13 protein-coding genes and 4 tRNA genes are annotated in these 13413 nt (G+C 40.2%); 14 read left to right on the plus strand and 3 right to left on the minus strand.

The features are described 5' to 3' along the window. The first annotated feature begins 2 nt into the window (after nt 1-2). The 4 genes from WMO75_RS08920 to WMO75_RS08935 all read left to right on the plus strand — a co-directional run bounded on the left by WMO75_RS08920 (nt 3) and on the right by WMO75_RS08935 (nt 462). Nucleotides 3-75 (plus strand) — tRNA-Asn (locus tag WMO75_RS08920). A 37-nt stretch (nt 76-112) separates the two neighbouring features. Beyond that, a tRNA-Glu gene (locus WMO75_RS08925) sits at nt 113-184 on the plus strand. Nucleotides 185-281: 97 nt separating this feature from the next. After that, a tRNA-Asn gene (locus WMO75_RS08930) sits at nt 282-354 on the plus strand. A 36-nt stretch (nt 355-390) separates the two neighbouring features. Further along, nucleotides 391-462: transfer RNA gene (locus WMO75_RS08935), tRNA-Cys, on the plus strand. A 345-nt stretch (nt 463-807) separates the two neighbouring features. On the opposite strand, the gene WMO75_RS08940 is transcribed toward WMO75_RS08935, so the two are convergent. Continuing rightward, a complete protein-coding gene (locus WMO75_RS08940; RefSeq protein WP_059085258.1) occupies nt 808-2022 on the minus strand; it encodes a site-specific integrase in 1215 nt (404 codons plus the stop codon). Nucleotides 2023-2120: 98 nt separating this feature from the next. Next, entirely contained in the window at nt 2121-2321 is a 201-nt protein-coding gene (locus tag WMO75_RS08945) for a helix-turn-helix domain-containing protein (RefSeq protein WP_243148421.1), read from the minus strand. Between the two features lie 733 nt (nt 2322-3054). On the opposite strand from WMO75_RS08945, the gene WMO75_RS08950 reads away from it, so the two are divergent. The 10 genes from WMO75_RS08950 (at nt 3055) to WMO75_RS08995 (ending at nt 12895) form a co-directional block, all read left to right on the plus strand. Further along, nucleotides 3055-4197, plus strand: a complete 1143-nt coding sequence (locus WMO75_RS08950; protein ID WP_129975654.1) for a transposase — start codon at nt 3055-3057, stop codon at nt 4195-4197. A gap of 12 nt (nt 4198-4209) precedes the next feature. Beyond that, a complete protein-coding gene (locus tag WMO75_RS08955) occupies nt 4210-5247 on the plus strand; it encodes a YqaJ viral recombinase family nuclease (protein ID WP_129975656.1) in 1038 nt (345 codons plus the stop codon). Further along, nucleotides 5247-5648 carry a DUF7768 domain-containing protein gene (locus WMO75_RS08960; protein ID WP_005342229.1) on the plus strand — a complete coding sequence of 134 codons (402 nt, stop codon included), beginning with the start codon at nt 5247-5249 and terminating at the stop codon, nt 5646-5648. The genes WMO75_RS08955 and WMO75_RS08960 overlap by 1 nt, the downstream gene beginning before the upstream one ends. Beyond that, entirely contained in the window at nt 5626-7869 is a 2244-nt protein-coding gene (gene recD2 / locus WMO75_RS08965) for an SF1B family DNA helicase RecD2 (RefSeq protein ID WP_349055258.1), read from the plus strand. Before WMO75_RS08960 ends, recD2 begins: the two co-directional genes overlap by 23 nt. An 89-nt stretch (nt 7870-7958) precedes the next feature. Beyond that, on the plus strand, nt 7959-8891 hold the full coding sequence (locus WMO75_RS08970; protein ID WP_173681704.1) for a hypothetical protein: 933 nt from the start codon (nt 7959-7961) through the stop codon (nt 8889-8891). Nucleotides 8892-8966: 75 nt separating this feature from the next. Further along, nucleotides 8967-10148 (plus strand): CHC2 zinc finger domain-containing protein, encoded by a 1182-nt coding sequence (locus WMO75_RS08975; RefSeq protein WP_199868611.1) that lies wholly within the window; start codon nt 8967-8969, stop codon nt 10146-10148. Between the two features lie 46 nt (nt 10149-10194). Then, nucleotides 10195-10983: a class B sortase gene (srtB, locus tag WMO75_RS08980; RefSeq protein WP_226840007.1), complete on the plus strand. Its 789-nt coding sequence runs from the start codon at nt 10195-10197 to the stop codon at nt 10981-10983. A 3-nt stretch (nt 10984-10986) separates the two neighbouring features. Next, nucleotides 10987-11403, plus strand: coding sequence for a hypothetical protein (locus tag WMO75_RS08985; protein ID WP_054337515.1), 417 nt, complete (start codon nt 10987-10989; stop codon nt 11401-11403). Nucleotides 11404-11593: 190 nt separating this feature from the next. After that, nucleotides 11594-12514 (plus strand): ParM/StbA family protein, encoded by a 921-nt coding sequence (locus WMO75_RS08990; protein WP_114002296.1) that lies wholly within the window; start codon nt 11594-11596, stop codon nt 12512-12514. A 15-nt stretch (nt 12515-12529) separates the two neighbouring features. Beyond that, complete coding sequence (locus WMO75_RS08995) at nt 12530-12895, plus strand: stage III sporulation protein AF (protein ID WP_226840008.1); 366 nt, start codon at nt 12530-12532, stop codon at nt 12893-12895. Between the two features lie 143 nt (nt 12896-13038). Here the strand turns inward: WMO75_RS08995 and WMO75_RS09000 are convergent, their stop codons facing one another. Beyond that, the gene (locus tag WMO75_RS09000) at nt 13039-13389 is read right to left on the minus strand and encodes a helix-turn-helix domain-containing protein (protein WP_004223831.1); all 351 of its coding nucleotides are present in this window, start codon (nt 13387-13389) and stop codon (nt 13039-13041) included. Nucleotides 13390-13413 lie beyond the last annotated feature (24 nt).

The raw sequence follows: 13413 nt of genomic DNA on the forward strand, positions 1-13413 counted from the left end.
AATCCTCCTTAGCTCAGTCGGTAGAGCATGCGGCTGTTAACCGCAGTGTCGTTGGTTCGAGTCCAACAGGGGGAGTTAGCTTTTCGGACCTAGAGCCGATAGCAATAGAATTGGCTCCATGGTCAAGCGGTTAAGACACCGCCCTTTCACGGCGGTAACAGGGGTTCAAATCCCCTTGGAGTCACTTTCCTTTAAGGAAACAATTAAATATGGTGCCATAGCCAAGTGGTAAGGCAAAGGTCTGCAACACCACAAACTAAGGAGTCAAATAATATATCTATTCCTCCTTAGCTCAGTCGGTAGAGCATGCGGCTGTTAACCGCAGTGTCGTTGGTTCGAGTCCAACAGGGGGAGCTACAAACCCAATAATTGTGCAAAATAACTAAATATGGCGCAGTAGCCAAGTGGTAAGGCAATGGTCTGCAACACCAGTATTCACCGGTTCAAATCCGGTCTGCGCCTCTTAAAAAGCCCAGAAAATCAAGGTTTTCGAGGCTTTTTCTTTTTTCAAAATCCTATAATTCTGTCTAAAAAAATAAGGTGGCAAAATTATAGGAAAGAAAAAGTTCACAATTTTTTCTACAAGTCCTTTTTTCCATAATCCAATTCCCTTTTTTAAAAAATTAATTCTAAAATATAAGTTTTCATGCTTTAATATTTATAGATATGTCCGCCAAAAACCGTTAAAAACCTTATAAAATCAAGTAAAATCGTTTCGTAAGGTGGACGATAAGGTGGAAGAATTTTGCTTGTTACAGCCTGTGCCATCATACTGTAGACAACCATTACCTCTGTTAAGCGGAAGATTTATGCAATCATAGCATCAATTAAACTTACCTTACGTTCACTGTCTGTATGAACATAAGTACGCATGATCACCTCATAGTTATCGCCAATGATTTCAGCAGCTTCCTTTATTTCTCCCATATTGTGAGTCTGTCGGATCAGATTTGTTGCAAAAGTGTGCCGTAGTGCATGAAGATTATATTCTGGAATCTCAGCACGCTTACAAATTTTCTTTAGCGTATTGGCTAAATTTTGGATTGTAGGGCTGACACCATTTTGCGTAGATAATATCAAATCTGGAAAAACCCGATTTTTATCGTATAGCTCCATCATACATGATAGTGAAAATTCAGCTTCCTTGTTTAATGGAATAGTCCGTAAACTATTTGGGTATTTTGGAGGAGTCAAAATCATTTTAGTCTTTTTTTTGGAACCGGCCTCTCTGTTTTTAACCCTGCTAAGAGTATGTGTGATTTTAATGCCACGCCGTCCTAAAAAGGGCACGATAGAAGATTGACCTAATGCAAGCAATTCACCACCACGTAAACCTGTGTTTAAAAGGAATACAATGGCAGGACCATATCTATACAAATAGCGTTCATTTTTATTTGGACTGGGTTCCATTGCAATTTCTTTTATGATCTGCTCATGTTCTGGTGGGATGATTGAGATTTCCTTTGTTTCTACAGGAAGAACGGATTCTTCCGGCATTATCACCCGATTTAAAATATCAGAAAAGTTTTTTGGCAGTTCGCCGAGAGAAATTGCTGTTTTAATCATTGCAGACCAAAATAAGTAAATTTTCTTTAATGATGAATAACTCAGGATTTCCTTTTTGGCATTAATCGTTGCTGTAATATCATCAGCAGTCAGATTAGAAAATGTTTTGCTAAAAGCATCAGTATCTTTTAAATGATTTTCGTATGTTTTTTCTAATCGGTCCAGACTGGTTTGTTTGAATTTGCCAGCTTCAACCATGAGACTTTTGCGGAATAAGTATTTGTTCGCATAGTCCTGTACTTTGATGTTTGAAGTAATTGCGTCTTGTATTGCGACTTTTATCTTCCAGTCATCTAATAATGCTTTCGCTTCTCCTTTGGTAGGAGCATTAAACTCCTTGTCCGGTAGCCCTTTTTTTCTATATCGGGCAGTCCATCCTCCTCTCTTATTTGGAAATAGTGATCCATCCCCTTTGGATCTTCTTTTTTGTTGTGTACCTTTCGTTGTTCTCGCCATGAATAGTTCCCTTTCTTTAATGAGATATTCATGCCAAATCAGGTATAAGGTCTATTTTAATATAGCCAAGCCTGATTGACAATAACTTTCTAAAGGGCCTAAAAGAATATTTGCTTTCCTATGTTTTTCTTGAGAAACTCCTGAATAGAAGCTGGTGAAGTAAAATATTGCCGCCCAACTTTTGTAACTGGAAGAATTCCACTGTCAAGAAGTTCCCTGGTTTTTGTTTTTCCAATGCCGAGCATGGATGCTATCTCCTGAACGGAGTATGCTTTAAAGAGATTGTCTGTTTCACTCAATATAATCACCTCTATAAATTAGATTAATGAAAGAGTAGACATATCAGGAAACCGTTTCCTATGCCATGTTTCATGCACGTATGAGGTGTTACTATGTAATCATCAAGCTGCAGGCGTGCATTTATGCGACACTATCTGCAGCACCTATATACATTTCCTGATAAGGTATAAAATTATCAAGGTACAATAGCGTAAGACTTGGTTTTGTCTTAACAATTTCATTAAGTAATTAACTGAGATTTTTTCAGATTGAACAGATTATGTACTTTTTATTAAAAATTTTTCTATAAACTTGAAAAAGAGAGGTGGGATACGTGATATTTCAATATTTTAATTGGAGTCATATATGCAAAGCATAGTATTTAAGAACATACAATATATTGTGCATGAAGATTGACATATACTATATCATGTGCTACTATACTGCTATAGTTAATTTTATGCGTACCCATAGGGGGAGTTTTGGATTTGTATAAATCCGAAGACTCAAGGAGAGCAGTAAGGCTGCTTATTCCGCATAAGTTGTTTATGATTGTATAAAGTGTCACTATCTGTCCTTATGGGGCAATAGCGGCACTTTTGTTTTTTCGGTAATATTATCAGGGATATGAGAATGGATAGCGAAGGAATACTTCTCTTTTCATTCTTTTTTTATGCCCAAATGAAAGGCAGAATTGCCACAATCAGCTTTGGCTGTTTATGGATAAATAAATTTAAGAAAGGTGGTACACACATGAAAGAAACAAAGATTTATGCAGATGAGTTTTGCACTACATTTGCAAGCACAACGGAGATGCTGGAATTTCTGGCTGAGAGGGCAAAGCAGTCCAAGTGGATTCGAAAGCCTACCAGGATGCTAAAACTGGTTCCATTGGAAAAGGAGGCAGAAACCATTGAAGAAGCCTGTGAAAAAGAATTGGAAGGAATAGTAGAGGATACAGAAAAGAATACCCAGTTGGTATTAAAAGTGAACAAGGATTTTTATCCGGTTCGTGACTGTGCTATCCATACAATTCTGAAAAGAGCCGGCATTAATGGAACAGGATTAAAGAAACTGGAGAAAGCTACTTATGCAAAGATAGTAAACTACTGTCTTCAGGTAGCGAAAGGAGATGCCTTAATCAAGGTGGCAGATGGAAAAGTATCTGCAGTACATGGCGGTGATGATCACGATTACTGTGTACTGGATATGCAGACAATCTTCAATATGACAAGTGATTATCTGAAAGCACATTTTAAGGGAAGTACGTATCTGGAGGGATCTGGAAGTTTTGACCATTCCATCGTGTCTGCTATGTGGACTTTAGGAGGAAATCAGGAACTTTTGGATACTTATCACCAGGCTTTGGAGGATCATGGAATTGAGGATAAGAGCCTTGCTCCTGCACTGCGCCTGACTACTTCTGATGTAGCAGTAAGTGGTGTGAATCTGTATCCCATGATGCTCTCACAAACCAGTAATCGTGTCATTAGCCTGGGCAGTCCTATCAAACTGTCACATGATAGAGGGGCAACCTTACAGGATTTCCGGAATAATCTGGACAAAATATTTTCCCGTTATCAGGAAGCAGTTAAAGGAATTGTTGGTTTGATGGATATAGATATCCAAAACCCTGTAAACTGTCTGCATCTGATTATGAAGGAACTCAAAATCAATCAGAAAATCCGAAACGAAGTAGTAGAGCTTTTTGTGGGACAATATGGGGAAGAACCATGCACAGCTCATGATCTTTATTTTGCCATGCACGAAGCTGCATTCTTTGCTGCTTGTGAAGGATTTTCTGCACCACGGATTTTAAAATTGGAAGAAGATATTGCAAAAACACTGGCCTTTGACTGGAAAGGGTTTGATGTATATGGAACGATTAAATTATAAGGAGGAAATGAGATGAATACAGCATTAAATTATCAGCCGGAAGTTCTTGTAGATACAGCAGATTTGAGCCGGGAAGATTGGTTGGATTACCGGCGTCTTGGTATTGGCGGAAGCGATGCAGCGGCAATCATGGGTTTATCCCCATTTGCGACAATCAGGGATTTGTATTTCGATAAAATTGGTGTTACGCCAGTAATCGAAGAAGAGGAAGAAAACTGGGTAGCGAAAGAAGTGGGACACCGCCTGGAAGATTTGGTTGCCATGATTTTTGCCAAGAAGACTGGACTTGAAGTTTTCCCTGTACGAAAAATGTTCCGGCATCCGCTATATCCGTTTATGTTAGCGGATGTGGATTACTTTATCCGTTTTCCAGATGGCAGCATTGGGATTTTGGAATGTAAAACCTGTAATTACAATGCAAAAGACAAATGGGCAGATGATGGGATTCCTGAAAACTATGTTTTGCAGGTTCGTCATTATCTTGCAGTCATGAATATGAATAAGGCATATATTGCTTGCCTTTATGGAAACAATGAAAATGAATTTATTTATCGGTGTCTGGAACGGGATAGAATGGAGGAAGAAGAACTCATTGACCAGGAGAAATACTTCTGGGAAGAATATGTGGAGAAGAAAATAGAACCACCGTATTCCGGAAAGCCAGATCTCATTTTGGCTAGTATCCGGAAATATAATGGTTACGCAGACAAATCAATTCCTGAAATCAGCATATCTAGCTTGGAATCACGCAGTCTTGAAAAATATCTCAAATTATCTGAAGAAAAATCCCAATTGGAAAAAAGAAAAAAGGAGATTGAAGCGGAACAACGTGCATTGAGCGTACCGTTTGTCGAGCTTCTTGGACAAGGGTGTAAGGCAGTGATCGAGGATGGGAGTTTCCGTTACCAGATTACTTATAATCCTACGATACGCACCCAGATTGGAAAAGAAAATATGGAGAAACTGAAAAATCAGCATCCGGATATCTACGAAGAATACACAAGCACTACAGAAAGCAGGATTTTCCGGATTAAAAAGGAGGTTGCATAATGTTACAAGGAAAAAAGGCATATATCTGTTCTCCGCTGTCTGCCCCGAATCCAGAGGGAGTGCAGCATAATATGGAATTGGCAAAATACTATCTCATGCAAATGAAAAGGCTGTATCATTGCCGTACTTTTGCTTCACATGCTCATCTTCCGTTAATGTTGGATGACCGTATCCCAGAAGAGCGTGAGACTGCAATGCAGATTGGAGCTTTGATGCTGGATTTATGTGAAGTATTAATTATTTGTGGCTCCTGCATTAGCGAAGGAATGAGAAGAGAGATTCAGACAGCATTCGAGAAAGGAAAGGACGTTTATTGGTATGATTCCAAGATGAAACCAGGCGAATTGATGAAAGTAGAGAACTGGAGGAGTATAGACGATGAGGTGCAAATATATACGTAAGATTTTTCAAAATGAGGAAAACGGATATACGGTTGCATTATTTTCCACGCTGGATCATGAGGTTCCTCTTTCTGCCAGAGATAAATTTTGGGCAGACAAAAAAATCATTGCGTTTACTGCAAAAGGATATGACCTGCCTCTTACGGATGAAATCGAAATAGAAATGGAAGGCGAGTGGGAGACAAATTCCCATGGAACACAATACAAGGTAGAAACTTTTTTGGAAGTTGTACCTAGAACAAGGGAAGGTATCTTAGGATACCTTTCTTGTGGTTCTTTAAAAGGAATTGGTCCCAAAACGGCAGAACGGATTGTCAATCGTTTTGGTCTGGATACCTTGGAGGTAATGGAAAAGTATCCACAGGAATTATTAAAGATTCAGGGGATATCTCAGAAAAAACTGGACCGTATTGTGGATTCTTTTGGAAAAAACAAAGTATTCCGGGAATTGATGACTTTTTTATCACCGTTTCATGTTACGCCTAAAAAAGCAAATATGATTCTTCAGAAGTTTCGGGATCAATCCGTAGAAATCATTCGGAAGCAGCCTTATATACTCTGCTCAGTCAAAGGGTTTGGTTTTCTCACTGTGGATGCCATTGCAAGGCAGTGCTGTGCTGCAACAAATGATCCTATGCGTATTTCCGGATGCGTCAGCTATGTGTTGCGGGAAGCCATGAAGCAGAACGGACATTTATATCTGGAGCAGGAAATTTTGGTAAAAGATGCATTGAAGGTTCTGAATAAAGAACTGAATCTTCAGCCGGTGACGGAAACAGAGATTTTAAAAGTGTTATATCGTCTGGTCATGCAGGACAGTATCGTGGTAGAAGAGAATAGGGTTTACATTACCAAACAGCATCAGGAAGAAGAGGATACAGCCTCTATGATTGCAAGAAAATTGCACGAGCAAATTCCAGTTCTTACGATTGAAAAGGAACTGGAGGAAGCACAGGAGGATTTAAACATAACATTATCCGAACGGCAGAAAGAAGCAGTGCGTATGGTTTTTGCAAACCCGATCTGCATTATTACTGGAGGACCTGGAACCGGCAAAACAACGGTTTTGAAGGTCATTTTGTATATCTATCAGAAAAAATGCGGGAATGAAGTCAAACTGATGGCACCGACTGGACGTGCTGCAAGGAGAATGGCAGAGAGTACTGGAAATGGAGATGCAACTACTATGCACATGGCACTGGGACTTTTTGGTGACGGTGATTATGAAGCACTTACGGATAAACTATCCGCAGATTTTATTAATGCGGATGAGGTATCTATGGTAGATATGCACCTTGCCTATGAATTTTTTTACAAGGTAAAGGCAGGAGCCAGGGTGCTTTTGGTCGGGGATGTCCATCAGCTTCCTTCAGTAGGAGCTGGGGATGTGTTCCGGCAGCTTATCTTGTGCGGGAAAATACCGGTTACTGTTTTAAATCTGGTATATCGCCAGGGGAAGGACAGCAACATCCCCATAAATGCTCAACTTATCAATGAAGGAAAGACAAACCTGCAATGGGGGGATGATTTCCAGATGGTTGAATGTTCAGGAGCAGATGCGGCGGCACAAATTGTTAAAAATATCTATCTCAAGGAAATTCAGATGTATGGTATGGAGCAAGTACAGATACTCTCTCCATATAAAGTGAGAAGTGCAGCCGGTGTCTTGGAACTGAACCGCAGTCTGCAGGACGAGGTAAATCCCCCTGTATCCGGAAAAAGGGAGCTTCATCTTGGCGGTGAGATATTTCGGGAAGGTGACAGAATCCTTCAAAACAAGAATACAGAGTTTGCCAGTAACGGAGATTTGGGTACATTGGTACAGATTGCTGAAGATGAGGACAATAACCCTTTGGTTCAAATCGTATTTACAGATGGCCGCAGGGTGAAGTATGAGGCAGAGCAGGTGGAAATGATTGAACATGCAAACGCCATAACCATACACAAAAGCCAAGGAAGCGAGTGCCAGGTGGTCATCATTCCGTGGTTAAAAGCTTTTTATCCCATGCTGAAGCGGAACATCTTTTATACGGGAATCACCAGGGCAAAACAGCGTGTTTATATTGTTGGGGAATGGAAAGCCGTTTGTCAGGCAATCCACACAGATGATACGGGAACCAGAAAGACGATGCTGGCAGTAAAAATACAACAGTATTGTGAACGGTATCAGAGACAGGAAAACAGACGGATCCCTGCAACAATTTGCAACCGGGCTGTGTAAAAAAATAGCAAAATAGTTCAATGTTGAGAATTGGCAGGTTATTACTTTATGAAGGGATGTCCTGCCGGTTCCAAAGAAAGGAGCAGGCAATGAGCGAATTATTATATAACAAGTCAAAAGCAGTAGAAGAACTGAATAAAGTGGAAGGATTTTATCCTCTGGAACTTGCCAGAGTTATTTCTAATGAAGGGCAGGAGGAACAACGGTACCTGGATGTGAAATATCGGAAGCTGTGGTTCCGTCTGGTAAATCCTACAGGCAAGATTATCAGCCGGATTGTTCACTTTACGGAAAATATGGCAGTCGTAGAAGCCAGAATTTATTTGGATAAGTGTGATCAGGAAGATAATTATATTGCCAATTCCTTTTCACAGAAGTTTCGTACAGCAGATACACAGTTTGGGGATAAATTTCTTGAAATGGCAGAAACAGCGGCAATTGGGCGAGCTTTGGCAGATGCGGGGTATGGTCTGCAATTTGCTGATGTAGGGGAAGGAAATGATCCAATGCAGGTAGATGCAGGAATTCCTGTAAATCAGGGAACACAGATGCAGACTGCGATGCCAGCACAAACCCCTGCACCAGGAATGCAGCAGACTCCCAATCAGTCAGCAGGAACCATGCCATCATTTCCGCCTCAAGTAACTCCGGGGCAGCAGATGATGGAACAGTTTTATCAAGAAGCACAAGCCAATGGAAATACGATTGGCGGGGTAACGGGTACAGGACAGATGACAAATCCGGTAATGAGTCCGGCAACTGGATCTGTACCAGTTATGCAGCAGATGCCTTCTAAGCCGCAATCTCTGGATCCCAATATGCCAGTGGAAGAACTGGTGAAATGGATGAGTTATGAGCAGGCAATACAAGTAGCCGTAACAGGACAGGGAAAATTTAGTGGAAAAACCATGGGACAGGTTGCAATAGAAAGTCCTTCCAGCTTGCAATGGTTCGCAGAACAGTATCATGGACAGAACCATTTCATACCGGCGGCAGCCAGAGTAATTCTTGCAAAGGCATAGCAAATAGCCGGCTTAACATTCTTTCCACAGCCAATAAAGGCTGTGGAAGAAAGGAGGAACCATAGAGTGTATGATATGTCAGGCTTTAGCTACGATATCACAGATGTCGTGCATTTACTGCAGCTTAGAGTACGGCATAAAAATTCTTCGTCAATGGATGTGAATTGTCCATTTTGTGGAGAAACAAAAGGGAAAATGAATGTTAATCTTCAGAAAAATGTGTTCCGGTGTAATCGGTGTGATGCTTCCGGCGGAATGCTGGAATTATACGGAAGACTGCATGCTGTTTCCAGTGCAGAGGCAAACCGACAGATCCGGGAAGCTCTGGGAAAGGGGGAATACCGTACGGATTATCAGGTGGTTCATAAAGAAGAGCCTGTAGAAATTTTTAATGCCGAGTTGGCGGATGCAGATGTCATTGACCGAACATATCAAGAAATGTTGTCGTTATTGACCTTAAATGATAAACATCAGGAAGATCTTAAAAAAAGAGGGCTGACGAAAGAACAGATCAAGATACAGAGGTATCGTAGTGTACCGTTGTTTGGAATTAAAAATATGGTACAAAAACTGTTGGAATCCGGACAGACGGTAAAAGGTGTGCCGGGATTTTATGAAGATCACGATGGGAAATGGACAATTAATTTTACTTCTAAAAATTCTGGGATTTTGATACCTATTCGATCCATGGAAGGAAAAATACAAGGATTTCAGATACGGTTGGATCAGGTAATGGAGGGACGGAAGTATATCTGGCTTTCCAGTGTGAAATTCCAAAATGGAGTATCATCAGGGAGTCCGGTACATGTCATAGGAAGTCTGGACGCAGAACAGATTTATTTAACAGAAGGTGCATTAAAAGGTACGATAGCCCACTATTTATCTGGAGATACGTTCATTTGCGTTGCTGGTGTGAATCAGTACAGAAATTTAAAGCCAGTTTTGGAAACGCTGAAAAGCAGGCATCTGCAGCACCTATATGAAGCTTATGATATGGATAAAAAAATGAAGGTATATTGTGATGGGGATTCTGAGAAATGTGATGCCTGTCAACGTAAACCAGCCACTTTTTATTGTCCGCATAAGATGCAGAAACGGCAGATTCTACAGAACGCTTGTAGAAAGGTGTATGAAATCTGTAGTGGATTGTCTATTTCCATGAGCCGTATGGTTTGGGACATGGATTCTTATGGTGAGTGGAATGGGCAGATCAAAGGAATTGATGATTATTACTATGTATTGAAAAATACGGGGTGAATATGGACCGGGCAAGTTGTCCGGTCTTATGGAAGAGGAGGATTCGATGAAACGAAAGAAAATTTACGGCATATTTATGCTTGTAGCCATTGCTGTTTTTTTATTTGCAGGAGGAAGGATACTGCAAATTTATTTGAATTATCAGGAAAGTCAAAAAGTCTATGAGCAGATGGAAGAGTTTACGCAAAAGATAGAGGATCAAGACCTGTCACCAGAAGCGGTTCCCGGGGAAACACCAGAGGAGGTCGCAGAGCAGGGATTCCTACAGGTGGATTTTAACAAGCTGGAAGAAATCAATCCAGATGTCATTGCATGGATTGAGATTCCTGGCTTGGAAATTAGTTATCCGGTAGTCCAGGGGAGGGATAATGACTATTATCTGCATCACCTGATTACAGGAGAAAATCATAAAAGTGGCAGTATTTTTATGGACTTTCACAACCAGGAGGATTTATCAGACAGAAATTCCATTATTTATGGGCATAATATGAAGGATGGGAGCATGTTTGGAACCCTGGATCAGTATCAGTCACAGGCACTTTATCGAAACTATCCCTGTTTTTATATGTATGTGCCAGGATATATTTATGAGTATCAGATTTTTTCCTGTTATGCAGCACCGACGGATCATCCAGCATATACTTATGATTTTCCTACTTCTGAGGACTATGAAGTTTTTCTGGAAACACTACAAAGAAGTGCTGAGTATAACACAGGGACGACAGTTACCAGGGAGGATCAGGTGGTGACCTTATCAACTTGTGTAAATACCCGAAAGGATTATCGCTATTTAGTACATGGAAAACTGAAACAGAAAATAAAAATGGAGGAATAACAGATGTTAGATTTTGAATATGCGAAGGCATTGGCAGAGGTTGTGCTGGATACAACTTGCAGCAAAAAAGAAAGAGAAGTACGGCTGGAGTGTTTAACCCAAATATTTGGCAGAGCAAATGCTTATTTAAAGAAAGGCTTCTTACCCGATGTGGTAGAGGCTTTTTTTGTGCGAAAAATGGAAGGTTTGCCACTGGTATCGACAAAGCAGGATATGCAGGATTTTTTGAAAGTCAGTACACCCCATTATTTTGGCGGGAAATTTACAGTTAGTAATATTCCGTATTATTCAGAGGAAGAAGAACTGCTACTTTGGTCAGAAACATCGCTTCGTGGTCCATTGATTACAGCCGGATATGAACGTTATATGGAACTGTTTAAAAAGATTTTGCCTCAAAAGGCAGAACAGATTAATTTTTAAAAAGAGAAATAATTCAAATGAGGACTGGAAATGTATAGTAGGTAAAGATGAATGTTAAAAATCATTGTATAGGAAGAAAGCATCTGTCTGTGGCAAAATTCCGCAGACAGAATTTTTTTGAAAAAAAGTTGCTTTGTACGGAAGTTCTGCGTACAAGAGAAGTATAAAGAAAAAAAGGAGAGATGATTTTATGATAAAAAAAGTTCGGATTGCGGTAGACCATGGTAATAGAAATATGAAAACCTGTTCCCAGGTATTTACGACAGGGCTTACCATTCAGGATAAAAAGCCTGCCAGAGGGGAAAAGTTCCTGTTCTATGAGGGAAAGTATTATGTGCTGAGTGAAAATAGGATTCCTTATCAAAGAGATAAAACGCAGGATGATCGGTTTTTTATCCTTACTCTATTTGCAATCGTAAAAGAGCTGGAGGAAAACCCTCTAATTCAGCCGGAGGATGTCATTCAGGTGGATCTTCCGATTGGGCTGCCACCCAAGCATTATGCAGAACTTTGTGAACGGTATGAATCATATTTTAAAAGGCAAGGGAAAATCCATGATATCAATTACTGTGGTAGTACATATCATATCACCATTGGAGAGGTAATGGCATTTCCACAGGACTATGCGGCTATGATGACTATGATTGAAAAGCTGCAGCAGATTCCCAAAGTAGTAGGAATTGATATAGGAGGATTTACTACAGACTATCTTCTGATGCGGAAAGGTAATCCGGATATGGAAGCCTGTGATTCCATGGAAAAAGGCGTGATTACCATGTATAACAAGATTATTTCCGGGATTAACAGTGAATATGATATTTTGTTAGAGGAAAGTGATATTGATAGTATCCTTCAGGGAAACACAGAGTTTTATGAAGAGGCTGTAGTCCGTATGACAGAAAGTATGGTGCAGGATTTTGTAAAGGATCTGCTAAACAGTATTCGAGAAAGAGGCATAGATACCAAAGCAGCATATACGGTATTTATTGGAGGCGGGGCAAAGCTATTGAGCCATTTCTTGGAACAATCAGACCGTCTAGGGAAATATACCTTTATTGAGGATATTTCTGCCAATGCCAAAGGATATGACAGACTGTTTCAGATTATGTAGAGGAGTGTGATAAATGTGGAGAAAAAGAATCCCTATAAATTCACACTTGGATTTGATAAAACAAAGCCGACACATGTACGTGCGGCAGAGATTTTAAATTCCGTAAGGGATAAAGCCGACTTAATTGCATCAGCAGTGGTTGCTCATATAGATGGCGGCAGTACAGAAAAAGGGGCTGTATTGAACCAAGAAGCTTTGCAGATTATGATGTTGGAATTGGTAAAGCAAGAAGTGGAAAAAGCAATGCAGAACTATTCTTCAAAACAGGAGAATGTTCAAGTGGAAGAAGAAATAGAGAAACAGAAGGTATCTGAATTTGTCCTTGCACCTGAAGTTGCCAAAAGCGTTAGAGATGCAATGAGTGCATTTAGAAATAGATAGAAAAGAAAAAAGAAGCATCGGATTTTGAGTGCTTCTTTTTTGTTGCACATTTATGCCAATTCACAGGAACCCCACAGATTTCGCACAGGTTTCTCACAGATTTCATCCGTATAATCAAAAGTCAGATATTGTCAGAAAAAGGCTTAATTGAGTGGATCCTTTTCTTTCAATGCAGAAAGAAGCCCACGCAAGGTGCGTAGGGCAATTTGCCGCTCGTCTTCAGAGCAGTTTTGCAGTTCTTTCATAATCTGATAAGTAGTAGTGTCCGGTTCCTTTCGTTCATCCTGAACAGCTGCATCAATTGAAATATTCAGAAATTGAGCGATTGGGATTAAAGTTGCAAGTTCCGGATTGCCATTACAGGTTTCAATATCAGAAATGGTCCGGGTGGACACACCGGCTTGTTCTGCAAGTCTTGATTGTGACAGACCACGCCTTTCTCTTTCACTTCTTACCATATAGCCTAATTTTTTCTTGACGGTATCCATCAGCATCCGCATCACCTCACTTATTGTTTT

This window comes from Blautia intestinihominis, assembly GCF_040096655.1.
GTDB classification, from domain to species: domain Bacteria; phylum Bacillota; class Clostridia; order Lachnospirales; family Lachnospiraceae; genus Blautia_A; species Blautia_A intestinihominis.